The organism is Aeromicrobium endophyticum (assembly GCF_003586285.1).
Lineage (GTDB): Bacteria > Actinomycetota > Actinomycetes > Propionibacteriales > Nocardioidaceae > Aeromicrobium > Aeromicrobium endophyticum.
The window spans coordinates 91410-114179 of sequence record NZ_QUBR01000001.1; the positions used below are offsets into that span (position 1 = coordinate 91410).

20 protein-coding genes are annotated in these 22770 nt (G+C 71.5%); 9 read left to right on the forward strand and 11 right to left on the reverse strand.

Annotated elements, in window-relative coordinates:
* Positions 1 to 7: 7 nt before the first annotated feature.
* The 3 genes from DX116_RS19810 to DX116_RS00505 form a co-directional block, all read right to left on the reverse strand.
* Positions 8 to 1363, reverse strand: coding sequence for a DUF5719 family protein (locus DX116_RS19810; RefSeq protein WP_158591852.1), 1356 nt, complete (start codon positions 1361 to 1363; stop codon positions 8 to 10).
* Entirely contained in the window at positions 1360 to 4173 is a 2814-nt protein-coding gene (locus DX116_RS00500) for a glycosyltransferase family 2 protein (RefSeq protein ID WP_158591853.1), read from the reverse strand. Before DX116_RS00500 ends, DX116_RS19810 begins: the two co-directional genes overlap by 4 nt.
* Before the next feature lie 182 nt (positions 4174 to 4355).
* Positions 4356 to 4610: a WhiB family transcriptional regulator gene (locus DX116_RS00505; RefSeq protein ID WP_119702301.1), complete on the reverse strand. Its 255-nt coding sequence runs from the start codon at positions 4608 to 4610 to the stop codon at positions 4356 to 4358.
* A gap of 132 nt (positions 4611 to 4742) precedes the next feature.
* On the opposite strand from DX116_RS00505, the gene DX116_RS00510 reads away from it, so the two are divergent.
* The 4 genes from DX116_RS00510 to DX116_RS00525 all read left to right on the forward strand — a co-directional run bounded on the left by DX116_RS00510 (position 4743) and on the right by DX116_RS00525 (position 7970).
* A complete protein-coding gene (locus tag DX116_RS00510) occupies positions 4743 to 5516 on the forward strand; it encodes a 2-phospho-L-lactate transferase CofD family protein (protein WP_119702302.1) in 774 nt (257 codons plus the stop codon).
* Complete coding sequence (locus DX116_RS00515; protein WP_119702303.1) at positions 5513 to 6178, forward strand: TIGR03089 family protein; 666 nt, start codon at positions 5513 to 5515, stop codon at positions 6176 to 6178. The genes DX116_RS00510 and DX116_RS00515 overlap by 4 nt, the downstream gene beginning before the upstream one ends.
* Before the next feature lie 81 nt (positions 6179 to 6259).
* Positions 6260 to 7156, forward strand: coding sequence for an ABC transporter permease (locus DX116_RS00520; RefSeq protein WP_119702304.1), 897 nt, complete (start codon positions 6260 to 6262; stop codon positions 7154 to 7156).
* Positions 7146 to 7970 (forward strand): ABC transporter ATP-binding protein, encoded by an 825-nt coding sequence (locus tag DX116_RS00525; protein WP_233556517.1) that lies wholly within the window; start codon positions 7146 to 7148, stop codon positions 7968 to 7970. Before DX116_RS00520 ends, DX116_RS00525 begins: the two co-directional genes overlap by 11 nt.
* A 139-nt stretch (positions 7971 to 8109) precedes the next feature.
* Here the strand turns inward: DX116_RS00525 and DX116_RS00530 are convergent, their stop codons facing one another.
* Together DX116_RS00530 and DX116_RS00535 are read right to left on the reverse strand one after the other, a co-directional pair.
* Positions 8110 to 9588 carry an LCP family protein gene (locus tag DX116_RS00530; RefSeq protein WP_119702305.1) on the reverse strand — a complete coding sequence of 493 codons (1479 nt, stop codon included), beginning with the start codon at positions 9586 to 9588 and terminating at the stop codon, positions 8110 to 8112.
* Positions 9589 to 9705: 117 nt separating this feature from the next.
* Positions 9706 to 11169, reverse strand: coding sequence for an LCP family protein (locus tag DX116_RS00535; RefSeq protein ID WP_119702306.1), 1464 nt, complete (start codon positions 11167 to 11169; stop codon positions 9706 to 9708).
* Positions 11170 to 11333: 164 nt separating this feature from the next.
* Here DX116_RS00535 and DX116_RS00540 point away from each other — a divergent pair, with 164 nt between their 5' ends.
* From DX116_RS00540 to DX116_RS00550, 3 genes are all read left to right on the forward strand, one after another.
* Positions 11334 to 12485 carry an LCP family protein gene (locus tag DX116_RS00540; RefSeq protein ID WP_119702307.1) on the forward strand — a complete coding sequence of 384 codons (1152 nt, stop codon included), beginning with the start codon at positions 11334 to 11336 and terminating at the stop codon, positions 12483 to 12485.
* Between the two features lie 63 nt (positions 12486 to 12548).
* A complete protein-coding gene (dapD, locus tag DX116_RS00545) occupies positions 12549 to 13511 on the forward strand; it encodes a 2,3,4,5-tetrahydropyridine-2,6-dicarboxylate N-succinyltransferase (protein ID WP_119702308.1) in 963 nt (320 codons plus the stop codon).
* A gap of 9 nt (positions 13512 to 13520) precedes the next feature.
* A complete protein-coding gene (locus tag DX116_RS00550; protein ID WP_119702309.1) occupies positions 13521 to 14345 on the forward strand; it encodes a hypothetical protein in 825 nt (274 codons plus the stop codon).
* Between the two features lie 27 nt (positions 14346 to 14372).
* Here the strand turns inward: DX116_RS00550 and dapC are convergent, their stop codons facing one another.
* The gene (gene dapC / locus DX116_RS00555) at positions 14373 to 15479 is read right to left on the reverse strand and encodes a succinyldiaminopimelate transaminase (RefSeq protein ID WP_199715872.1); all 1107 of its coding nucleotides are present in this window, start codon (positions 15477 to 15479) and stop codon (positions 14373 to 14375) included.
* A 12-nt stretch (positions 15480 to 15491) separates the two neighbouring features.
* Positions 15492 to 15815 carry a ferredoxin gene (gene fdxA / locus DX116_RS00560; protein WP_056611057.1) on the reverse strand — a complete coding sequence of 108 codons (324 nt, stop codon included), beginning with the start codon at positions 15813 to 15815 and terminating at the stop codon, positions 15492 to 15494.
* 104 nt (positions 15816 to 15919) lie between these two features.
* Here fdxA and DX116_RS00565 point away from each other — a divergent pair, with 104 nt between their 5' ends.
* Positions 15920 to 16873, forward strand: coding sequence for a GNAT family N-acetyltransferase (locus DX116_RS00565; protein ID WP_119702311.1), 954 nt, complete (start codon positions 15920 to 15922; stop codon positions 16871 to 16873).
* Positions 16874 to 16895: 22 nt separating this feature from the next.
* Here DX116_RS00565 and DX116_RS00570 read toward each other — a convergent pair whose 3' ends face one another.
* The 3 genes from DX116_RS00570 to mshB all read right to left on the reverse strand — a co-directional run bounded on the left by DX116_RS00570 (position 16896) and on the right by mshB (position 20309).
* The gene (locus tag DX116_RS00570) at positions 16896 to 18968 is read right to left on the reverse strand and encodes a VanW family protein (RefSeq protein ID WP_158591854.1); all 2073 of its coding nucleotides are present in this window, start codon (positions 18966 to 18968) and stop codon (positions 16896 to 16898) included.
* 90 nt (positions 18969 to 19058) lie between these two features.
* The gene (locus DX116_RS00580) at positions 19059 to 19394 is read right to left on the reverse strand and encodes a hypothetical protein (RefSeq protein WP_119702313.1); all 336 of its coding nucleotides are present in this window, start codon (positions 19392 to 19394) and stop codon (positions 19059 to 19061) included.
* A 6-nt stretch (positions 19395 to 19400) separates the two neighbouring features.
* Positions 19401 to 20309 carry an N-acetyl-1-D-myo-inositol-2-amino-2-deoxy-alpha-D-glucopyranoside deacetylase gene (mshB, locus tag DX116_RS00585; protein WP_119702314.1) on the reverse strand — a complete coding sequence of 303 codons (909 nt, stop codon included), beginning with the start codon at positions 20307 to 20309 and terminating at the stop codon, positions 19401 to 19403.
* 58 nt (positions 20310 to 20367) lie between these two features.
* Here mshB and DX116_RS00590 point away from each other — a divergent pair, with 58 nt between their 5' ends.
* Positions 20368 to 22449, forward strand: coding sequence for a S9 family peptidase (locus tag DX116_RS00590; RefSeq protein ID WP_119702315.1), 2082 nt, complete (start codon positions 20368 to 20370; stop codon positions 22447 to 22449).
* A gap of 13 nt (positions 22450 to 22462) precedes the next feature.
* Here the strand turns inward: DX116_RS00590 and DX116_RS00595 are convergent, their stop codons facing one another.
* Positions 22463 to 22720 carry a hypothetical protein gene (locus tag DX116_RS00595; RefSeq protein WP_119702316.1) on the reverse strand — a complete coding sequence of 86 codons (258 nt, stop codon included), beginning with the start codon at positions 22718 to 22720 and terminating at the stop codon, positions 22463 to 22465.
* Positions 22721 to 22770 lie beyond the last annotated feature (50 nt).

Genomic DNA, 22770 nt, shown 5'->3' on the forward strand with positions numbered 1-22770 from the left:
GCGCCGGTCAGCCCGCGGGCCGGACCTGCGGCGCCTGCACCGACACGGGCGCGGCCGACAGTGCCAGCGAGCTGAGGGCGTCGCCGTCGGCATACGTCGCGGCAGCCACCACGCGACCCGTCGGCCGCAGCACCAGGTAGGCGGCTCCGTCGACCTCGGGGCGGACCGCCGAGGTGGTGCCCGCGGCGATCGTGACGGTCGACGACGCCAGCGGCTTCATGGACGCGTCGAAGCCCTGCACCTCGACCTCGGCTGCACCGCCCGGAGCCGTCAGGACCAGGCTCGGCGCCGCGCGGACGGACCCCAGGTCGACGGGCACCACGGCGGGACCGCTGAGCGGGGCACCCGGCTCGGCGTACGCGTAGTCGTCGGCGGTCGGTGCCATGCGGACGGTTGCCGCGACCGGTCGGTCGGACGTCAGTCGCAGCGCCTGCTCGTCGGCGCCTGCGCTGTCGGGCACCGTCACGGCCTGGACCGTGCCGGCCTTGACCGTGACCTGCTCGAGACCGGTCGGGGTGAAGGTGCCGTCCTTGCCGATCACCTCGACCCCGACGCGCGCCGTCGAGCGTCCCGGGTTGAGCACGAGCAGCGTGCGACCGGACGCCCCGCCGACCAGTCCGCCGACGACCTGGGTCCGGCGCGGCGACAGGGCTGCTGAGATCGGCTCGGTGCCCTTGAACGTCGCCGTCGACGTGTCGTTGACGACCGCCGACAAGGATCCGCGGCGTCGCTGCAGGTGGACCGCGATCTCCGACTCCCCCGCCGCGAGCGAGTCGAGCCGGATGCGACGCACCGAGAACGGCTCCACGACGATCCCGTCGGCGTCGACGGCATCGATCGGGCCCTGCGGCCCCCACAGCGACAGGTCGACGGCGGCGGGGGTGCTCGCCAGGTTGGTGAGGATCAGGGTCGAGAAGTGCCCGTTGCCCGAGCCGAGGCCCATGAGCCAGGCGTCGTCGACGACGCCCGTGCACGAGCCGACCACCAGGCCGCCGCCACCGGACTTCGGTGCCGTGCCCGCGAAGTAGCCGACGGCGCCCGAGCCGCGGCCCTGCTGGTCGACCACGACGCCCTGCCCGTCGACGACGCCCGTGCGCCACGCGCCGGCGTCCCCGAGCGACTGGTCGGGGGTGCGGGACGGGAGCGCGGTGGCCGTGGCGGACGTCCCGGGGGCGACCTGCCCCGAGGCGACCGTGATGACGGGCCCCGCCGGGCAGGCGTACGACGACTGCGTCACGGGCACCGACGTGGGCGGACGCGACTCGTCGGCGTCGCTGCCCCGCGGCACGACGGTCGCGGCAGCCACCAGCAGCACGGCGACGAGCGGGAAGGCGGCGGCGCGGCCGATGTCGAGGATCCTCATGGCGTGACCTCTTCCTCGACGTCGCCGGCGAGGGGGGCAGGATCCGCGCGACGACGGACCGGGGCCGTGAGCACGATCGCCACGAGCCACAGCAGCACCTGCAGGCTCGCGAGCGGGCGGTGCCACCACGGCGCCGAGGCCTGGTCGGCGGACGGCGCGGCCGTCACCGTCCAGACGCGGGAGTCGGGGTCGTCGCTGCCGGACTGCTCGAGGCCGGGCGTCGCGTCGATGCGGCGGACGAGCTCGGGGTCGGCACGAGGCGCATAGATCGCATCGATGCCGGCAGCGCTGAGCGTCGCGACCGCCGACTCGGTCGACTGCGCCAGCATCCGCCGCACCGCCGCGCCGACCCGGTCGACCTCACGCGTGGACGCCGAGACCGCCTCCTGACCGAGGAACGGTCCGTCGCCGGCGACGACCTCGAGCTCGATGCCCGAGGCGACCCTGCCCGTCACGACCACCGTGTCACCGGGCCGGTCGGCCACGAAGGCGGGCACCACCTCGCGCGGCTGGTCGTCGAGGGGATCGCTCGATCCGCGCGCGAGCCACCAGGCGGCCGTGCCGAGGGGCATCACGAGCGCCACCACGACCGCAGCGGCGACCAGAGGACGCCCGCGGTCGGCGACGGCCGGCACCGCGAGCAGCACGGCGGTCGCGAGACCTCCGATCCACAGCACGGTGGGCACCCCGACCCACGGTGCGACGTCGACGGCGCCCGCGGCCGGCGAGTACGTGACGACCGTGCCGGCCAGCGCGACCCCGAGACCGATCAGCGCGACGGTCCAGGCCAGCTGCACGCCGCCGCGGGTGGCGGACGGCACGAGGGCCAGAACGGCCAGCACGAGCAGCCCGACGGTGAGCCAGCCGGGAGCGGCACCGGGGCCCCCGGCGCGCCCGAGGACGACGTCGTGCACCGCGGCGGTGCCGGGAGTGGGCAGCCCGGCCTCCCACCACATCTGCCACGGACGCAGGGCGCGCTGCGCGAGCCAGGGCCCGAGCAGCACCAGGGGCGTCACGAGCGCGACGACCAGCTGCCGGCTGACCCATCGTCCCTCCGACCACCACAGCACCAGCAGGCCCGCCAGCCCGAGCACCAGCACGATCGGCGCGAAGGCCGACGCCAGCGCCAGCCAGATGCCGAGCCGCAGGGCGAGCTGCCACCCCGGGCGCTCGGCGAGCTGCCAGGCCGTGTTGACGACGATCGGCAGCACCACCAGCGCGACGACCGTGCCGAGGCGTCCTTGTGCCACCGCTCCGGTGGCGACGACCGCCATCGCGTACGCGATCGCCCACACCAGGCGCGGGATGCGGTGCGGGCTGATCTGGCGGCCCAGGCGGTGCGCCGTCATCGCCGCCAGGGGCACCGCGAACACCATCAGGGCGGTCACGACGAGCGACGGGCTCGACCACACCGGGGTCGACACCACGGCGAGCGGCAGCGCGAACAGCGGAGGCAGCGAGGTGCTGCCGAGCCCGATGTCGTGGTGCCCCTCGAACCACAGGCCCCACCACCCACCGGCGGTCGACGGGGACGGCAGCAGCGCGCCGCCCGTGAGGCCGCCGCCGAGCAGGCCACGTCCGGCGACGACCGAGAGCAGCACGAGGGCCACCACGGCGACGAGCCACGGCCGGCGCAGCAGCAGCGACGGCCCGTCGTCGAGGTCGACGGCGTCGTCGGGTGCCTGGTCGAGCGCGGTCGACCGGCGACCGCGCGACGAGACCGTTTCGGGCTTGACGAGGGCCGTGACGGTGTCGCGCAGCACGTCGTAGCCGTGTTGGTAGGGCAGCCAGTACGGCGGGAAGAGGTCGCGGATCGCCTTGTGCGAGCGCCGCCGCGTGCGGGCCCGGCGGCGTCGTGCGCGCAGCAGCCGCAGCGGGTGCAAATACGTCGACCGCAGGGCGAGCAGCTCGTCGCCGGCTGCCTCGGGGTCCTTGCCCACGAGCAGGCCGATGACGCGCACGAGCGAGCCGACGAACAGGCGGACGTACTGCCACACGAAGTGCGGCATGGGCGTGTTGGCCAGCAGCGTGTAGAGCGCCGCACGACGCTGCTCCCAGTGCGGACGGTCTCCGGGAGCGTGCGGACGCGTGCCGCGGCGGCTCGACTCGGCGTGGAAGAGCACCGCGGTGGGCGCCGTCCGCGCGCGGTACCCGGCGCGGGCGAGGCGCCAGCCGAGGTCGATGTCGTCGAAGTGCAGGGGCAGGTCGGGGTCGAAGCCGTCGAGCTCGTCCCAGACGTCGCGGCGCACGAGCATCCCGGCCGTGCTGACGGCGAGCACGTCGCGGGGCCGGTCGTGCTGCCCGGCGTCGGGCTCGCCGGTCTCGAGCCCGGTCTCGCGGGCGCCGGTGGACGTGACGGTCAGGCCGACCTCGAGCAGGCGGCGCAGCGACGGCCACTCGCGGATCTTGGGCCCGACCATCGCGATGTCGGGCTCGGACGTCGCGGTGTCGAGCAGCCCGGACAGGGTGCCGGGCAGCACCGACGCGTCGTCGTGCAGCAGCCAGATCCACGCCGTGTCTGGCAGCTCGGCCAGGCCGATCCGGACGGCGTCGCCGAAGCCCGTGCCGGCCGGGGCCTGCGTGACCCGCTCGGGCCCGAAGAAGTCGGCGAGCAGCTCACCACTGCCGTCCGTGGACCCGACGTCGACGGCCTGCCACGCGGTGGGGGCGTGGAACATGTGCGTCAGCGACGACAGCACCTTGGGCAACCAGCGCGCTCCGTTGTGAGCGACGAGAACGGCACCGACGGTCGGCGGATCGTCGAGCCAATGACGGCCCGTCTGCGCCTCGTCCGTCCCTGCCTCGTCCACAACGGGCAACCCTAGGCCATCTCACCCAACCCCTGGTCGCAATGGAGCGCTCGATCGCGGGACGAGAACCCGACCTGACTTAGCGTGGGGTCGCGCCCGGCAGGCAAGGCGCCGGAGGGAAGGCGTACCGGTCTTGTACGCCGACCGACGAGCAACGCCGCCGGCCGGGATGCGACGCCGCGCTAAGCGCGTTTTTTGAGCTTGCGGCGTTCCCGCTCGGAAAGCCCGCCCCAGATGCCGAAGCGCTCGTCGTGGGCCAGTGCGTAGTCGAGGCACTCGCCGCGGACGTCGCACGTGAGGCAGACCTTCTTGGCCTCGCGGGTCGAGCCGCCCTTCTCGGGGAAGAAGGCCTCTGGGTCGGTCTGGGCGCACAGCGCACGCTCCTGCCACATGAGTTCCTCATCGGGCTCGTGCGACAGTTCCAGATCGAATGACATAGATGGAATTACAGTCCTGTGTCCTCTCACATGTCAAGCCGAATGACAAGATCCACGGAATCTGCGGCGTGTCGCCGCGGCGCTCCGCTGCCCGCCGCAGGGTGAGGACGCACTCCGCGCCACAATGGGCGGATGCGCATCACGCTGATCACCGGCGCCGACGGCGTCGCCTTCGCCCGCGACCTTGCCGGCGCTCTCGGCGCCGCCGACGAGCTGACGGTCGTGGCGCCGATCGTCCGCGACCACTGGTCGGCCTGGCTCAAGGCCTGCCCCGACCTCGACGCCCTGCTCGAGCCCGCGGACACCTCCCCGACGTACGCCGTGGCCGACCGCCTGCGGGCGATCGACTACTCCCCCGCGTGGCAGCGCACGAGCGACCAGACCGTCGCCACCCGCCTCGTCCGGACCGAGCTGATCGGCACGGGCTACTCGCTCTCGCAGGCCACGCTGGCGGCCGCGACCCGCAGTGGGCTGGGCTACCGGGTGCTGCCGATGAGCGACGACCGCGCCGAGCTGCACGTCGTCGTCGAGGGTAAGCAGCCGCGAGCGGTGCACGTCGGCGAGTACCTGGCCGACCCCGGCGCCTACACGCCGACCGAGACGGTGCTCGTCGCGGAGGCCTGGACGGTCTCGCCGTCGGTGGTCGCCCAGCTGCGCGAGACGGACGTCCTGGTGCTCGGCCCGTCCAGCCGGACGCTCGCGGTCGACCCCGTGCTGCGCACGCCGGCCCTGCTCGAGGCGTTGCCCGACTCGGTCCGGGTGATCGTCGTCGACCACGCCGACACCGCCCCGGCCGACCTGGTGCGGGTCGCCGGGCTGCGCGCCGACGACCCGGGCTCGCCCGACTCCGTGCCGGCCGACGTGTCCGCCGTGGTCGCCCGCATCCGTCAGGGGGCCGGCGCATGAGGACGCTCGACCAGCTGCTGCGTGCCGCCGCCGACCCGTCCCAGCCGCTCGTGACCTATTACGACATGGCGACCGGTGAGCGCGTCGAGCTCAGCACCACGACCACGGCCAACTGGGTGGCCAAGACCAGCAACTTCCTGGTCGACGAGCTCGACGTCGAGCCGGGCGCGCGGGTGCGCATCGGGCTGCCCAGCCACTGGCTGACGATGGTGTGGATCCTGTCGGCCTGGAACGTCGGCGCCGCGATCGTCGACCACGACGCCGCGATCGGCGTCAGCGGGCCTGAGCTGCGGGCCGACGAGGAGCACCGCCTCGCGGCCTCGCTGCGCCCGCTCGGAGGACGGTTCGCCGAGCCGCCTGCCGGCTTCGTCGACCTCGGCGCCGAGGTGCCGGGGCACGGCGACCACTTCGTGCCGCTCGACCCTCCTGCCCCCGAGACGCTCGCGGTCGACCTCGGCGGCGTCCGCCGCACGCATGCCGACGTGCTCGCGTCGGCCAGCCCCGTCCGCGACCGCCTGGTCGTCGTGCCAGGTGCGCTGACCCGCGACGTCGACCTGCTCGCGGGCGCCTGCCTCGGGGGCGGCTCGCTGGTCGTCGTGGCGTCCGCCACGTCCGAGCAGATGGCTCGCGTGGCGCAGCAAGAGGGCGGCATCCCGGCCTAGCCCGATCCTCTACACTCGTCCGAGGCTGACGCGGCACGTCCCGGGGCCACGATCGTCTGAACAGTAGGGACTCGACACGCTATGACAATCGCCGACGACGCTGCGCGCGCTGGCCTCACCAAGGTCGGTGGGCGACCGCCGCTGCGCGAGTACGTCACGGAGGTGTGGAACCGGCGCGTCTTCATCTACTCGTTGGCCCGCTTCAAGATCGAGTCCGAGAACCAGCAGAACTCCCTCGGCATGTTCTGGGTCATCCTCAAGCCGCTGCTGAACGCCCTCGTCTACGGCGCCGTCTTCGGCGTGCTGATCGGCCCGGGCGGTCGTCCGCCGCACTTCGTCGAGTTCCTGATCATCGGCATCTTCGTGTTCGAGTTCTTCTCGCAGTCGTGGACGGCTGGCGGCAAGGCCATCACGAGCAGCTCGGCCCTGGTGCAGAGCCTGGCCTTCCCCCGCATGGTGCTGCCGCTCGCGGCCGTCGTCGAGCGGTTCTTGAAGTTCCTGCCGACCGTGGCGATCATGCTGGTGTTCCTGATCGTCACGGGCAACCCGATCTCGTGGCACTGGCTGCTCATCATCCCGGCCATCGCGCTGTTCTTCGTCTTCACCTGCGGGCTCGTGCTCGTGACGGCACGCCTGTGCGTGCACTGGCGCGACCTCAACAACTTCCTGCCGTTCATCACGCGGTTCTTCTTCTACACGACCGGCATCTTCTTCAGCATCGAGGAGCGGTTCGGCCCCAAACCGCCGTCGGCCGCCCACCCCGACGGCCTGCCCGGGCATCCGTGGCTCGTGACGCTGACCGACTACCAGCCCGTGCACGAGTTCCTGAGCCTCGTCCGGTCAGCCCTGCTGGACGGGCCGACCTACGAGACCAACAGTGCCTACTGGCTGTACGCCACGCTGTGGACCGTGCTCCTGTTCTCCTTCGGGGTCTGGTTCTTCTGGCGGGCCGAGGAAAGGTACGGACGTGTCGACTGAGTCCCACGACGAGTTCAGGTCCCTCGACGACGTCGGCCCACGTCTGCCGCCCCCGGTCAAGCCGACCGGCGACCGAGCACCCGTCGTGATCGTCGACGACGTGCACGTCGAGTACAAGGTCTTCGCCACCGGCAAGCGTCCGTCCGCTGCCGACCGCAAGTCGCTGAAGCTGCGCGGACGCGGCAAGCAGATGCGCACCGTGCACGCGCTCAAGGGCGTGTCGTTCACGGCCAAGCAGAACGACAGCATCGGCATCATCGGCACCAACGGCTCCGGCAAGTCGACCCTCATGCGAGCCATCGCCGGGCTCACCCCCACCAGCAGCGGAGCGATCTACTCCCAGTCCCGCCCCAGCCTTCTCGGCGTGGGCGCCGCGCTGCTCAAGGACCTGTCGGGCGAGCGCAACGTGATCCTCGGCGGCCTCGCGATGGGCTTCACCATGGAGGAGATCGAGGAGCGCTACGACGAGGTCGTGTCGTTCGCCGGCATCGAGAAGTTCATCGACCTGCCCATGCGTGCCTACTCATCGGGCATGACCGCACGACTCAAGTTCGCGATCGCGAGCATGGCCACGCACGAGATCCTCATCGTCGACGAGGCCCTGGCCGTCGGAGACCGCAAGTTCCGTCAGCGCAGCGAGGCACGCATCCGCGACATCCGCGACAACGCGGGCACGGTGTTCCTCGTCAGCCACTCGATGCAGTCGATCAAGGACACGTGCAGCCGCGTCATCTGGCTCGACCAGGGCACGCTGATCATGGACGGCGATCCCGACGAGGTCATCCGCGAGTACCACAAGGCCCAGGACAAATAACCCCAGCGCGCTGAGCTCGCTGGGCACCTCGACCCGACCACGGGCCGAGCGAGCGCAGCGAGCGACGGCAGGCGCCCAGGCGAAGCCTGGCAGCCGTGAGGAACGAACGGCTGGAGCGGCGACGAAGGAGCCGCGCGCCTCAGCAGGCGGTCTGCAGGTCCTCGGCGTTGTTGGCCGCGCGGCCCTCGGTGGGCGACTGGGTCGTGGGTGTCGTCGGCGGGGGCGTGGTCGGTGTGGACGTCGTCGCGGACGGGGCACCGCTGCTGGCGGCACCGGCGGCCGGCTTCTTGGCGTCGCCCTCCGACTCGTTGATCGCGGTCTTGATCGCGGCGTGGATCGCGTCGAAGTCGGGCGTCTGGGTGTTGAACTGCGGCGGGACGATCGAGACCGTGCGGATCTGCTTGCCGCGCGCCTTCAGGGCCAGGTCGGCGAAGCGGCCGAGCTCGCTCTGCGGGATGTTGGTGCTCAGCAGCTGCTTGCCCGAGCTGGCGATCTTCGTGGCGTTGGTCAGCACCTTGGCGGGGCTGAGCTGGTCGGCCATGGCCGCCATCAGGCACTTCTGGCGCCCCATGCGCGCGTAGTCGTCCGACTGCACCCGGCTGCGGGCGTACCAGAGCGCCTTCTGCCCGTTGAGCTTCTGCTGGCCCGGCTCGATGTAGACGTTCTTGTAGGCGTCGTCGTGGCCGAACATCGCGATGCGGCTCTTGACGTCCATCTCGACGCCGCCCACGGCGTCGACGAGTCCCTTGAAGCCGTTGAGGTTGACCATGATGTAGTAGTTGATCGTCAGGTCGGTGGCGCCCTCGATCGCGTCGATCGTGCCGTCGAGGCCCGGATCCTTGCTGTCGGGGTAGAGGTCCTTGCGGTCCTGCGCCATCGTGTGCACCGCGTTGAGCAGGCACTCGTCGCCGCAGTTGTAGCCGTACGGGTAGACCTTGGCCAGCGGCGAGTCCTTGCGGAACGGCACGTTCTCGAGGTTGCGCGGCAGCGAGACCATGACCGACTTGCCGGTGTCGGCGTCGATGCTCAGCACCGTCATCGAGTCGGGACGGATGCCGGTGCGGTCCTCACGGGCGTCGGAGCCGAGCAGCAGGATGTTGAAGCGGCCCGCCAGGGGCTCGGACGTCTTGGTCTCGGGGAAGACCTCCTGCACGACGCTGCGCTGCACCTGGATGAGCTGTGACGCGAACGCCGTCGAGCCGGCGACGCTGCCGATGATGGCCAGGTTGACGATCGTCACGACCGCGGCGCGGGCGAACGTCAGGCGCACAGGTGAGCCGAGCCGCCAGGCATCGACGAACAGCACGAGCCACAGCAGCACCAGCACGACCATCGCGACCCTCGTGCCGAGCAGCACGTCGGGATCGGTGAACCATCCCAGCACGCGCGCGCGGTCGCTGCGGAACGTGGCGAACACGTACGCGGCGCCGCCGATCGCGGCCAGCCAGCCGACGATCGCGGTCCATCCGATCGCCCGCTTGCCGAGCGCGACCTGGGCCGAGCCGGGCACGACCATGGTCATCAGGCACAGCGTCAGGACGCGGCGGAACCGGACACGCGGCGAGTCCAGGTGGCGGTCCTGGTAGCCGCGGCCCAGCAGGGTGGCCCGATGCGTCATGATTCCTCGTCGTGGTGGCCGGCGGGCGGTCGTCGCCGGGCGAGACTCCCATTATCCCTGATGCCGGTGGCAACGACGAACCCCACGGCAGATCTCAGGCAGTCCTCAGCGAGGCCGTCAGCACGCGGAGGCCAGATCCGAGCTCTGGTTGGCCTGGACGGGATCCTTCTTCTGCTCGGCCGCCTTCTGCTCGACCTTCTGCTCCGCGGTCGCGGGCATGGCCAGGGCAGCGGTCGCCAGGTGCGACTTCGCGGCCGCGTTGGTGCCCTCGGCCTCGTCGATCGCGGCGTCGATCATGTCGCGGACCTTCACGTAGTCGGGGTTGCCGGTGTAGATCACGGGCGGCACGAGCGACACGGTCGAGACCTTCTGCGACTTGGCCTTCAGGGCGAGGTCCATGAAGACGTCGAGGTCCTTCTGGGGGATGTCGGTGCTGAGCAGCTCCTTGCCCGAGCTGGCGATCTTGCCGACGTTGAGCAGCACCTTCTTCGGGCTCAGCTGCTGCATCATCGCGTTCATGACGCACTTCTGGCGGCCCATGCGCGAGAAGTCGTTGTTCTGCACGCGGCTGCGCGAGTACCAGAGCGCCTGGTCGCCGGTCAGCTTCTGTTTGCCGGCCTTGATGTAGCCACGGATCGGCGAGCCGATGCCGCCGATCGCGGTGCGCTCGCGGACGTTCATCGTCACGCCGCCGACGGCGTCGACGAGCTTGGCGAAGCCCTTCATGTTGACCATCGCGTAGTAGTTGAGCTTGAGGCCCGTGATCTCCTCGACCGCGTCCATCGTCGCCCTGATGCCCGGCGACTTGGTGCCGTAGCGGTCGGCGTGGTCGTTCGCCCACGTGTTGACCGAGTTGAGGTAGCAGCCCTCGCAGTCGAAGCCGTTGGGGAACTCCTTGTCCATGACCGTGCCGGGCTTGAACGGGACGTCCTGCAGGTTGCGGGGCAGGCCGATCAGCACCGTGCGACCGGTGTCCTTGTCGATCGAGGCCACCGTCAGCGAGTCGGGGCGCACGCCGCTGCGGTCGGGGCCGGAGTCGCCGCCGAGCAGCAGGACGTTGTAGCGGCCCGACTCGGGGGCCGAGGTCGTGCTGGCCGAGAAGACCGTGCCGACGAACGACTGCGACGTGCTGACCATGTGAGCCGCGAAGAACATCGCACCGGCTGTGACGAAGCACAGCGCGCTGTTGAGGCCCGTCATCCACAGGCGGTGGCGGCGGCCCATCTCGAGCGGGCGGCCGAGGCGCCAGGCATCGATCATCAGCGCGACCCACGCGATCGCGCCGGCGATGAGCGTCCACCGCCCGAGGGTCAGCAGCGTCGAGTTGGTCATGAGCGAGAACAGGCCGGTGCGCGACGTCAGGGAGACGACCAGCAGCACCAGGCCGGCGACGAGGAAGCCGAGCCAGACGCGCAGGCTGATGCGTCCGACGCGCTTGTCGCCGGCGACGAGCTGGGCCGAGCCGGGCATGACGAGGGTCATGGCCATGAGCGTCAGGGCGCGGCGGAACTGGATGCGGGCCGAGGTGTCGGCCGGACGGTCGTACGAACCGCCCAGGACACTCGTGGGGACGTCAGACATGGGGTCCTCGCGAAGAAATGGGGAAGAAGCTGAGGTGGTCTCAGTATTCACACAAACCCTCAATCGGAGGTTGAGGGCGCGCCGCGACGCGCCGTCGATTTTTCCCGCGCGGCCCGGCCTCGGGCTGCGGCTGGCGGCGGGCACGGTCCGGTACGGTCGTCTGCATGTCAGACCAGCGCCCCCAGGGCAACTACGGGTGGCTCTACGGCGAGGACGAGACCACGCGCGCGACGCCCAGCACGAGTGCCTCCGCGCGTCCGTCCGAACGACCCTCGTCCCAGCTCCCGCCGCCCGACCTGCCGCCGCCCGGGCGCCGCGGCGGAGGGCCTGCCCCCACCTCGGGCGACGAGCCGCCCCGTCCCAAGAAGCGACGCACCAAGCGGCGCGTCGCCGGCATCCTCGTGCTGGCCTGGATCGTGTTCCTCGTCGCCGTGCCCGTGTGGGCCTGGGGCAAGATCGAGAAGGTCGACGCCGATCCGGGCGGCGACCGTCCGGCCGAGCAGCCGGGCACGACCTACCTGATGGTCGGCTCCGACAGCCGGCGCGGTCTCACCAAGGCCGAGCAGAAGGAGCTGTCGACCGGCGGCGACGGCGGAGGACGCGGACGCACCGACACCATCATGCTGCTGCACACGGGAGCCGGGCCCGACGTGCTGATGTCGATCCCCCGCGACTCCCTGGTGCAGATCCCCGGCTACGGCCGCACCAAGATCAACGCGGCCTACGCGTACGGCGGGCCCAAGCTGCTGGTCAAGACGATCGAGGACAACACCGGCATCCGGGTCGACGACTACGTCGAGGTCGGCTTCGGCGGCCTGGTCAAGGTCGTCGACTCCCTCGGCGGTGTCGAGATCTGCCCGACGAAGGACATCAAGGACAAGGACTCCGGTCTCGACGTCAAGAAGGGCTGCCAGACCGCCGACGGCCGCACCGCACTGGCGTACTCGCGCAACCGCCACTCGTACGCGACGCAGGACATCCAGCGCGTCCAGAGCCAGCGCGAGGTGCTGGGCTCGATCGCCGGCGAGGCCAAGTCGCCGTGGACCGTGCTCAACCCGCTGCGCTACGCCAAGGTCGCCTCCGGCGCCTCGGGGTCGCTGACGATCGGTGAGGACGTCGGACCGATCTCGCTCGGCAGGTTCGCGCTGGCGCTGTCGTCCTCGATGGGCGGCAAGGGGCTCAACTGCACGGTCCCGCTGCGTGACTTCGCGGTCACGTGGGACCCGCAGCGCGCCCCCAAGATGTTCGACCTGATCGCGAAGGACCAGAGCGACCAGATCGGTTCGCTGTGCACCAAGGACGGCCTGCCCAAGTAGTCGCCGTGGCGGTCCTCGTGGTCGCCGCCCGGCGGCCACCAGGTGCTCGATAGGTTGTGACGCATGACCTCAGTCGACGACTCCCCCGCTGACCAGAACCCCGGCGCGCACGCCTACGGCCTGGCGACGCTGACCGACGATGGCACCGTCCTCGACGTCTGGTACCTCGAGCCGCGGCTCGGCCCCGCCCCCGAGCGCGAGCTCGAGCCGGCCGAGCTGACGGTGCTCGAGGGTCGCGACGACGTCCGCCAGGTCACCAAGGCCGTCGTGCTCACCCGCATCGACGACCTGCAGGCCGCCCCGTCCGACGCGTACGACGTCTGGCTCCGGCTGCACCTGCTGTCGCACCGCCTGGTCCGGCCCCACGGGCTCAACCTCGACGGGCAGTTCGGCCTGCTCGCCAACGTCGTCTGGACGTCGATCGGTCCGTGCGCCGTCGCCGACTTCGAGGCCACCCGTGCCCGGGCGCGCGCCGCGGGCCAGCACGTGCAGGTCACCAGCGTCGACAAGTTCCCACGGATGACCGACTACGTCATCCCCACGGGCGTGCGCATCGGCGACGCCGACCGTGTGCGCCTCGGCGCTCACCTCGCCGAGGGCACGACCGTCATGCACGAGGGCTTCGTCAACTTCAACGCCGGCACGCTCGGGCACGCGATGGTCGAGGGACGCATCTCGGCCGGCGTCGTGGTCGGAGACGGCTCCGACGTCGGCGGCGGTGCCTCGATCATGGGCACGCTGTCCGGCGGCGGCAAGGAGGTCATCCGGGTCGGCGCGAACTGCCTGATCGGCGCCAACGCCGGCATCGGCATCTCGCTCGGCGACGACTGCGTCGTGGCGGCCGGCACCTACGTCACGGCCGGGTCGAAGGTCACGACGCCCGACGGATCGGTGGTCAAGGCGTCCGAGCTGTCCGGCCAGGACGGCATCTTGTTCATCGTCGACAGCCAGACCGGCGTGCTCGAGGCACGGCCCCGCGGCGGTCGTACCGGCATCGAGCTCAATGCGGCGCTGCACGCCAACTAGGGCGCCGGCGTGAGGCTGCGCTGGTTCGTCGTGCTCGGCCTCGTCGTCGCGGCGGTGCTGTTCGGCACCGTCGTGCGCGACCGCGCGCCCCTGCGTGCCGAGTTCTGCGTCGCGAAGGTCGGCGACACCCGCGCCCAGCTCGACCTCGAGCAGGGCCGCTGGGTCTCGCTCATGGCCGCGCTCGCGCAGCAGCGGGGGCTTCCGCCGCGCGCCACCACGATCGCGATCGCGACGGCGTTCCAGGAGTCGAAGATCCACAACATCGACTACGGAGACCGCGACTCGGTCGGGCTGTTCCAGCAGCGTCCGTCGCAGGGCTGGGGAACCACGGCGCAGCTGATGGACCCGCACTACGCGATCGGCGAGTTCTACGATGCCCTGGTCAAGGTCGACGGCTACCAGGACATGGACATCAACGATGCCGCCCAGCTCGTGCAGCGGTCGGGGTTCCCCGAGGCGTACGCCCAGCACGAGGACTACGCCCGCGCACTCGCCTCGGCCCTGCGCGGCTACAGCCCGGCGGCGTTCACCTGCCAGGTCAACCCGACCAGCATCGGGAGCACGACGGCCGTCGTCGAGGACGTCGAGAAGGCCTTCGGGGACATCCGGGTCGTCCGCGACGGCGACGAGGCGTCGTACCCGCTCAGCGGCCGGGCGGCCGACGTCGACGCCCGCGGCTGGGCCATCGCGCAGTACCTGGTCGGCCAGGCCTCGTCGCTCGGCATCAGCGAGGTGTCGTTCGACGGCCGTCGGTGGACGTCCACCGACTCGGCCAAGGGCTGGGTCGACGACTCGGCCGCGTCGTCGACGGTCGTCCGCGTCTCCACCAACTGAGCCCTCGCCGGCCCGGGGCGGCGGTCGTCAGGCGGTGAGGCGCTGGACGGCTGAGGCGACCCGCTCGTCGGTGGCCGTGAACGCGATGCGCACGTGGCGGGCGCCTGCGGGGCCGTAGAAGTCGCCGGGCGCGGCCAGGATGCCCCGCTCGGCCAGCCACGCGATCGTGTCGCGGCACGGCTCGCCGCGCGTCACCCACAGGTAGAGCGCTCCCTCGGAGTGCTCGACGGTGAACCCCGCCGACGTGAGGGCGGCCCGCAGGTCGGCGCGACGGGACGCGTAGCGCTCGCGCTGCTGCGTGACGTGCTCGTCGTCGGCCAGGGCAGCGGTCATCGCCGCCTGCACGGGCGTGGGCAGCATGAAGCCCAGGTGCTTGCGCACCGCGAGCAGCTCGGCGACGACGGCCGGGTCACCGGTGACGAAGGCGTCGCGGTAGCCGGCCAGGTTCGACCGCTTCGACAGCGAGTGCACGGCCAGCAGGCCGTCGAACGTCCCGCCGCAGATGTCGGGGTGCAGCACCGACACGGGCTCACCCTCCCAGGCGAACTCGAGGTAGCACTCGTCGGAGACCAGCAGGGCGCCGCAGTCGCGGGCGAACTCGACGACCTTGCGCAGGTGGTCGGCCCCGAGGATCTGCCCGTGCGGGTTCGCCGGTGAGTTGACGTAGATCAGCGCGGGCCGCCGAGGACCGATCGCGACCGTGGAGTCGGCGGCCAGCACCTGGCAGCGGGCGTAGCGCGCCCCGACCTCGTAGGTGGGATAGGCCAGCTCGGGGAAGACCACGAGGTCGTCCGGGCCGAGGCCCAGCTGCGTCGGCAGGTTGGCGATGAGCTCTTTCGACCCGACGGTCGGCAGCACCTGGGACGCGCTCAGCCCCGTGATGCCGAAGCGCCGCTCGAGCCAGTCGACGGCGGCCTGGCGCAACGACTCGGGGCCCAAGACCGTCGGGTAGCCGGGAGCGTCCGCGGCCGCCACGAGGGCGTCGCGGGCGACGTCGGGCGTCGGGTCGACGGGGGTGCCGATCGACAGGTCGACGATGCCGCCGGGGTGCTCGCCCGCTCGCTGCTTGGCGCCGGCGAGCGTGTCCCACGGGAACTCGGGGAACCGCGCCGACACTCCGGATGTGTCCGTCACGCCCACGTGCGACTACTCCTGGTTCTGCGGGGGCAGCGCGTCGATCATCGGGTGATCCTTGTCGATCACGCCGAGCTTGGCCGCACCGCCGGGCGAGCCGAGGTCGTCGAAGAAGTTGACGTTGGCGTCGTAGTAGTCCTTCCACTCCGGCGGCGTGTCGTCCTCGTAGAAGATCGCCTCGACCGGGCAGACGGGCTCGCAGGCACCGCAGTCGACGCACTCGTCGGGGTGGATGTAGAGCATCCGCTTGCCCTCGTAGATGCAGTCGACGGGACACTCGTCCACACACGCGCGGTCCTTGATGTCCACACACGGCTGGGCGATCACGTACGTCACTGTCTGTTCCCCTTCGACGAGGCTCGGCGAGCCTGACCAGTATCGCGCCCGGGCGGACGCAGCCGGCAGTTAGGTTCGCCTCAACGGCATGGAAGTCTTGAACCATGACTCTAGACGCTCCCGCGGTCGGTTCACGCATCGTCGTGCGGCATGAGACGGGTGGCGTCGGGCCGACCGGCGGGCCGCAGATGACCGACGTCGTCGGACACGTGCTGGCCGTCGATGCCTCGTCCGTCACGATCGAGCAGCGCGACGGACGCACGCGCGTGGTCGAGCTGGCCACGGTGGTGACGTGGAAGACGGTTCCCGACCGTCCCACACGGCGGCGCCGCGCGGTGGCGATCGATCCCGACGAGCTGACCCGCATCACGTCACGCGGCTGGCCCGCGACCGAGTCGCGCCTCCTGGGCGAGTGGGAGCTGCGCTCGGCCGGACGCTTCACCGGTCGCGCCAACTCCATCGCGATGACCGGGTCCCCCGGCCTGCCGCTCGCCGAGGCGCTGACGCGCGTGGTCGAGTTCTACCGCGAGCGCTCGGCCCCGGCTCTCGCGCAGGTCGTCGTCGGATCGGAGAACGACCGCCGGCTCGACGAGGCCGGTTGGACGCCGATGGCCGGCTACCACGGCGGCGCCGTCGTGCAGGTCGCCGACCTGGACGCGTCGTACCCCGTCGACCCCGAGGCGCGCGTCTCGTCCACGGCCGACGACGAGTGGCTCTCCCACTACGGACGCGTCGACGACCCGCGGGCGGCGCGTGCCGTCATGGAGGCGCCCGCGCGGGTCGGCTTCGTCTCGATCGGCTCGCCGGTCGTCGCCATCGGACGCGTCGTCGTCACGGGCGAGTGGGCCGGCCTGTCGGCCGTCGAGGTCGTGCCGGAGGCCAGGCGGCAGGGATTGGCCCGTCGCATCGTCGAGACGTCGCTCGCCTGGGCGGTCGAGCACGGAGCCGACAAGGCGTACCTGCAGACCATGCGCAGCAACGAGGCGGCGCTGGCGCTGTACCGGCCGTTCGGCTTCGTCGACCACCACGACTACCTCTACCGCGAGCCGGGCCGCTAGTCGTCCTTGCGGCGTGCCGGGGCTAGTCGTCCTTGGGCTTGGGCTTCTTGCCGCAGACGACGCGGTCGGCGGCCTGGTAGTTGGCGGTGTCGGTCTCGGACTTGGCCTTCTTGCCGTCCTTGAAGAACGTGCGGTAGATGTCGATGTCGAAGCCCGCGACCGGCCCCTGCGGCACGCACCGGTCGGTGTCGTCGTACTGGGTGCCGGGCGCCCGGCCGTTGCGGCGCGGCGACGCGCCGGCCTCGATCTTGTCCCAGACCTTGGTGCTCCACAGCTCGACGTGCATCTCGCCGGCCGACGACGGGGTGCTCTTCTTGACGTACGACCGCACCAGCACGCCGTAGTCGGTGGGATTCTTCCAGCGCAGGTCGAGGCTGCCGAAGTAGACCGTGGCCTCGCGGCCGACCGGGTAGCGGTCGATGTAGAAGGCGTGCGGATGGTGCTCGACGTCGTCCATGCCCCCGAAGAAGCCGGCGTTGTACATCGTCGTCGCGACCTGCGAGACGCCACCACCGAGCTCTTCGCGGAAGACCCCGCCGTTGATGACGGTGCCGGTCGTGAAGCCGTTGGCGACGGTGCGCTCGCCCACGACGTCGTTGAAGCTGAACGTCTCGCCCGGCTTGACCAGGGTGCCGTCCATCAGCTCGGCGGCACGGCCCTGGTTGATGTTGCGGTACTCCGCGTACGGGAAGGTGGTCGTGAACTCACCGACCTTCTCGGTGATCTTGAGCGCCTCGGCGTCGGCGGTCGTGAACTGCGGCTGGACGACCTTGGCCTCGACCGTGACCGAGCGCTCGGCTCCGGTGCGGGTGAGCGCCGGGACGAGCGCGGTGGCCATCTCCTCGGGCTGCAGGCCGAGGCCCTCCTTGCCCGGCACGACGACCGGCTTGCCGTCCTTGATGACGACCGTGGCGTCGACGGCCTTGGTGCCGATGCCGGTGGTGGAGTCGGTCAACGGCTGTGCCAGCTTCTCGGGGTCGAGGACGGGCGCGAGCGAGCCGTCGACGACCTGGACCGTCAGCGCCGGCGCGTAGGCGGTGACGGGCAGTGGCACCGAGGTGTCACCCACCTGCAGCGTCACGGGACCGCTGACGGCCGGCTCGGCGATCTGCGTCATCGCCGCGGCCAGGCCGTCGGCGTCGACGGTCGGCTCGACCGGCGCCGTGCGCACCTCGACCGGCTCGTCGCTGACGAGGTAGGCGGCCCGGACGGCGTCGGCGGTGTCGGAGCGGGTCACGACCAGACCGGCCTTCGGCTGGCGGGCCTTGGGCGTGGCGTCCGGGAAGGTGATCTGCGGCTCGACGACCTCCTGGTCGACGCTCTCGCTGATGGCCGCGATCGCGCTCTCGAGGGCCGGCTCGTCGACGTCGAGGGCCGGGGGGTGGTCCTTGCCGCCCGTGAGGAGCGCGACCATGTCGCGGGGGTCCCAGCTGCGCGCTCCCCCGGCCTCGGCGACCGACCGGTCGACGTCGAGGGCAAGACCCGCGTCGGCCGGCTTGATCGTGAACGTCTTCTTGCCGTACGTCAGCTCGATCTCGCGATCGGTGCGCTGTCCGAGGGTCGACTCGAGGGTGCGGCGCGCCTCGGCCGGCGACGCGCCGGAGACGTCCACGCCACCGATCGTGGTGTCTGCGGGCAGACGGCTGCCGGTGAGGAAGTAGCCCGCGACGTAGGCGCCGCCGACCAGCACGAGCACGGCGAGCAGCAGGTAGCGGCCGACGTGGCGAGACGTCTTGGAGTCGGCGTCGGCGGGTGCCGGGGTCTCGTCGGACGCCACGGGGGCAACGGCCGGGGCGGGACGGTCGTCCCAGTTGTCGCTCACGGCGTGGGCGGGGATGACGAAGTCGTCGCGGTCGGCGTGCGACGCGGCGGGCTGCGCCTCGTCCGGGGTGACGGGCTCTGGCTCGGGTTCCGGCTCCGGCTCGGGTTCCGGCTCCGGCTCGGGCTCGGGCTCGGGCTCGGACACCTCATCGCCGGTCAGGTCGAGCTCGTCGGTCTCGACGACCAGCCCGGTCTCGGGGTCGACGGTCACCTCGTGCGGAGGCGCCTGATCGTCAGCGTCCTCGCTCGGCCGATCGGGCTTCTCGTCGGTCATCTATCTCTCCCCTGGATGATCGTCTCGCGCGAGATCCCGGCAGCTCAGCGGCGGTGCGGGCCCCGAAAAGCTGTGCGTCCCCCGACGCGATCATGGCCCGAGCCTAGTTCGCGCCGCCACCGCGAGCACGATGACCCCCAACGACGCGGCCGTGAAGACCAGGCCCAACCAGTCGGACGCCACCAGGTAGCTGTCGCCCTGCGACCACTGCAGGATCAGCAGGGCACCCGCCCAGCCGAGTGCCAGCCAGGCCCCGCCGATGCGCATCACCTCGCCTGCGGCGACGGTGACCAGCGCCGTGACCACGACGACCGCGACGAGCCCCCACGGCCACGTGACGCCGCCCGCGACCCACACCTGCCGGTGCACGACGGCGCCCAGCAGGCAGAGGTAGGCCCCGACGACGACGAGGGCCGCCCGCAGCACGACGGCCTACAGCCCCGCGAAGAGGTCTTCCTCGAGCCCGCTCTCGCCCACCGGACCACGGGCCCCCTTCACGAGGCGGTAGTGCTCGCTGCCCCACACGACGGCGGCCATGTCCATGCCGCCGGCGAAGAACATGCCGTCCTCGGTGATCTGGCTGCGGTGCGCCTTCATGGCGGCGAGCTTGGCCTGCACGTGCTCGGACGACTCGACGACGGCGTCGAGCTGATCCTCCTCGATCGCGAACGGGGGCAGGTTGTCGACCTCGACGCCCTCGAACGTCGTGGTGTCGCCCGAGGCCCGGATGGCGGAGATGCTCTCGCGGAACTTCGCCGCCGACATCGCCATCCAGTAGATCTTCGGGACGTCCCACGCCTCGCCGAGGTCGGGACGGTACGAGCGGGCGGCCGCCAGGTCGGCGCCGTAGTGGGCGACGCGGTGGGCCTGGACGTGGTCGGGGTGGCCGTAGTTGCCGAAGTCGTCGTACGTCACGAGCACCTGCGGGCGGACCTCGCGGATGATCGCCACCAGCTCGTCCGCCGCCTCGCGCAGGTCTGCGTTCCAGAAGGCGTTGTCGTGGATCTCGTCGGCGGCCGTCGCGTGGCCGTTCTCGTCCCACTTCATGCCGGAGTCGCGGAAGCGTCCGGCGCCGCCCAGCAGACGGTGGTCGGTGACGCCCAGCTGCGCCATCGCGTCGGCCAGCTCGCCGGCGCGGTGCTCGCCCAGGGCGTCGTCGCGATCGGCCGCCAGGTGCTCGAGCTCGGGCACCAGGATCTCGCCCATCTCGCCCAGCGTGCAGGTCACCAGCGTCACGTGGGCGCCCTCGGCGACGTACTTGGCCATGGTCACGCCGTTGTTGAGCGACTCGTCGTCCGGATGGGCGTGGACGAGCAGCAGGCGGCGGTCGGCGGAGGTCATGGAGCAAGGCTACTGGCCGGGACGCGTCGGCCGACGGCGACAATGATTGACTCGGGGCATGACCGTCTCGTACCCCCGCCTGGCCGCCCGGACGCTGCGCTTCACCCTTGGGATCCCCCGCTCCATCACGGTGTCGCCCGACGGCGCCACCGTCCGCTACATCCGCACCCCCGACGGTGTCACCCGCACCGGACAGCTGTGGGAGCACGACGTCGCGACGGGCGTCGAGACGGTGCTCGTCGACCCCGTCGAGCTGCTCGGCGACGCAGGTGAGCAGCTGTCGGCCGAGGAGCGTTCGCGGCGCGAGCGCAGTCGCGAGTCGGCGGCCGGCCTGGTGGCCTACGACGTCGACGCCACCGGACGATGGGCGTGCTTCGCGCTCTCCGGACGCCTGTGGGCCGTGCACCTGGGAGCCAAGGCCGTCACGGCGCTGCCGAGCGTCGGCGCCGTCATCGACCCCCACCTCGACCCGACCGGCCGCCGCATCGCGTACGCCTCGGGCGGCGCGCTGCGCGTGATCGGCGTCGACGGCGAGGACGAGAGGGCCCTGGTGTCGCCGGAGTCCGAGACCGAGGTGTGGGGGCAGGCCGAGTTCATCGCCGCCGAGGAGATGGACCGCCACCGCGGGTTCTGGTGGGCGCCCGACGGGAAGTCGCTGCTGGTCGAGCGCTACGACGTCGCGCCGGTCGAGACGTGGTTCGTCGCCGACCCCGAGAACCCCGAGCGCGAGCCCGTCGCCCAGCGCTACCCCGCCGCCGGCACCGACAACGCCGTGGTCACCCTGTGGCACGTCGGCCTCGACGGCAGCCGTACCGAGGTCGTCTGGGACCACGACGCCTACGAGTACCTGGGCCGCGTCTCGTGGACTCCCCACGGCGACCCGCTGCTGCAGGTGCTGACCCGCGACCAGACGTCGTCGCAGGTGCTGTCGGTCGACGTCTCCACGGGGGCCACGTCGGCGCTGCGCGCCCTCGCCTCCGACGCGTGGGTCGAGCTGACCGCCGCACCGCGGTGGACGCCCGACGGCCGGCTCGTGACGGTCGAGGCCGACTCGTCGTGGCGGGTCGTGGTCGACGAGGTGCCGGTGACGCCCGAGGGGTGGCAGGTGCGCTCGATCGTCGAGACCTACGACGACTGCGTCGTCGCGACGGCGTCCGACGAGCCGGCCGAGGTGCAGGTCGTCCGCTTCGGCTTCGACGGATCGGTCACCTCGCTCACCGAGGGCGAGGCCGTGCACAACGCCGTGGTCGGCGGCCCGACGACCGTCGTCGTGCGGTCGGCGCTCGACGCCGTCGGCACCACCGTGACGGTGCACCGCGAGGGCGTCGCCGAGCCGGCGTCGATCGCCGTCGTCTCGGAGCCCGCACCGTTCGATCCCCGGGTCACGATGCTGCGTGCCGGTGAGGACGACATCCGCACGGCGGTGCTGTTCCCGCGTGACCACCAGCCGGGCTCGCGGCGTCTGCCGGTGCTGATGGACCCGTACGGCGGCCCCGGTGCCCAGCGCGTGCTGGCGTCCGCGAGGGCGTTCCTCGAGGCGCAGTGGCTCGCCGACCAGGGCTTCTGCGTCGTCGTCGCCGATGGTCGCGGCACCCCGGGCCGCGGTCCCGCCTGGGAGCGCATGCTGCACCACGACTTCGCCGGCGTGACCCTCGACGACCAGGTCGTCGCGCTGCACGCCGTCGCCGAGGCGTACCCCGACGACGTCGACACGTCGCGCGTCGGCATGACGGGCTGGTCGTACGGCGGGTACCTCTCCGCCCTCGCGGTCCTGCGGCGTCCGGACGTCTTCCACGTCGCGGTAGCCGGTGCACCGGTGACCGAGTGGCGGCTCTACGACACCTGCTACACCGAGCGCTACCTCGGCGACCCCCGCACGCAGCCGGAGGTCTACGACCGCAACTCGCTGATCCCCCTGGCCTCGCAGCTCGAGCGTCCGCTGATGCTGATCCACGGCCTGGCCGACGACAACGTCGTGGCGGCGCACACCCTGCGCCTGTCGTCGGCGCTGCTGGCGGCCGGCAAGCCGCACACCGTCCTGCCGCTGTCGGGCGTCACCCACATGACGCCGCAGGAGGTCGTGGCCGAGAACCTCAAGCTGTTGCAGGTCGGCTTCCTGAAGGAGCACCTGAACGCCTGAACCCGACCGAGGCTCAGCGCCTCGGCTGCTGGGGCAGCGGAGGGGGCTCCGGGGCCGGGCGGCTGTCTCCGGTGAGCCAACCGCCGTGGACGTCGACCAGCTCGGCTGCTCGGGCGTCGAACGGCTCGACCGCCAGCACCCAGCCGCGGTCGTCCCAGTCCTCCTCGCCGGCGAAGGCCTCGCGGCGCAGCGTCGTCGCGTAGCCCTCGGCCTCGAGGGCCGACACCAGCTCGTCCGCGTCGCCGTCCTCGTCGAAGTAGACCTCACCCATGGCCACATCGTAGGATGGCTGCGCATCTGCCCCCGACGACGAGGTCACCA

Excerpts from the sequence above, each read along its gene's own strand:
- DX116_RS00565 (WP_119702311.1), top strand. The coding sequence starts at position 15,920 with ATGACTCTAGACGCTCCCGCGGTCGGTTCACGCATCGTCGTGCGGCAT.
- DX116_RS00535 (WP_119702306.1), bottom strand. The coding sequence starts at position 11,169 with ATGTCTGACGTCCCCACGAGTGTCCTGGGCGGTTCGTACGACCGTCCG.
- DX116_RS00520 (WP_119702304.1), top strand. The coding sequence starts at position 6,260 with ATGACAATCGCCGACGACGCTGCGCGCGCTGGCCTCACCAAGGTCGGT.
- dapD (WP_119702308.1), top strand. The coding sequence starts at position 12,549 with ATGACCTCAGTCGACGACTCCCCCGCTGACCAGAACCCCGGCGCGCAC.
- DX116_RS00530 (WP_119702305.1), bottom strand. The coding sequence starts at position 9,588 with ATGACGCATCGGGCCACCCTGCTGGGCCGCGGCTACCAGGACCGCCAC.
- DX116_RS00515 (WP_119702303.1), top strand. The coding sequence starts at position 5,513 with ATGAGGACGCTCGACCAGCTGCTGCGTGCCGCCGCCGACCCGTCCCAG.
- DX116_RS00510 (WP_119702302.1), top strand. The coding sequence starts at position 4,743 with ATGCGCATCACGCTGATCACCGGCGCCGACGGCGTCGCCTTCGCCCGC.
- DX116_RS00505 (WP_119702301.1), bottom strand. The coding sequence starts at position 4,610 with ATGTCATTCGATCTGGAACTGTCGCACGAGCCCGATGAGGAACTCATG.
- DX116_RS00540 (WP_119702307.1), top strand. The coding sequence starts at position 11,334 with ATGTCAGACCAGCGCCCCCAGGGCAACTACGGGTGGCTCTACGGCGAG.
- mshB (WP_119702314.1), bottom strand. The coding sequence starts at position 20,309 with ATGACCTCCGCCGACCGCCGCCTGCTGCTCGTCCACGCCCATCCGGAC.
- DX116_RS00590 (WP_119702315.1), top strand. The coding sequence starts at position 20,368 with ATGACCGTCTCGTACCCCCGCCTGGCCGCCCGGACGCTGCGCTTCACC.
- DX116_RS00570 (WP_158591854.1), bottom strand. The coding sequence starts at position 18,968 with ATGACCGACGAGAAGCCCGATCGGCCGAGCGAGGACGCTGACGATCAG.
- DX116_RS19810 (WP_158591852.1), bottom strand. The coding sequence starts at position 1,363 with ATGAGGATCCTCGACATCGGCCGCGCCGCCGCCTTCCCGCTCGTCGCC.
- DX116_RS00595 (WP_119702316.1), bottom strand. The coding sequence starts at position 22,720 with ATGGGTGAGGTCTACTTCGACGAGGACGGCGACGCGGACGAGCTGGTG.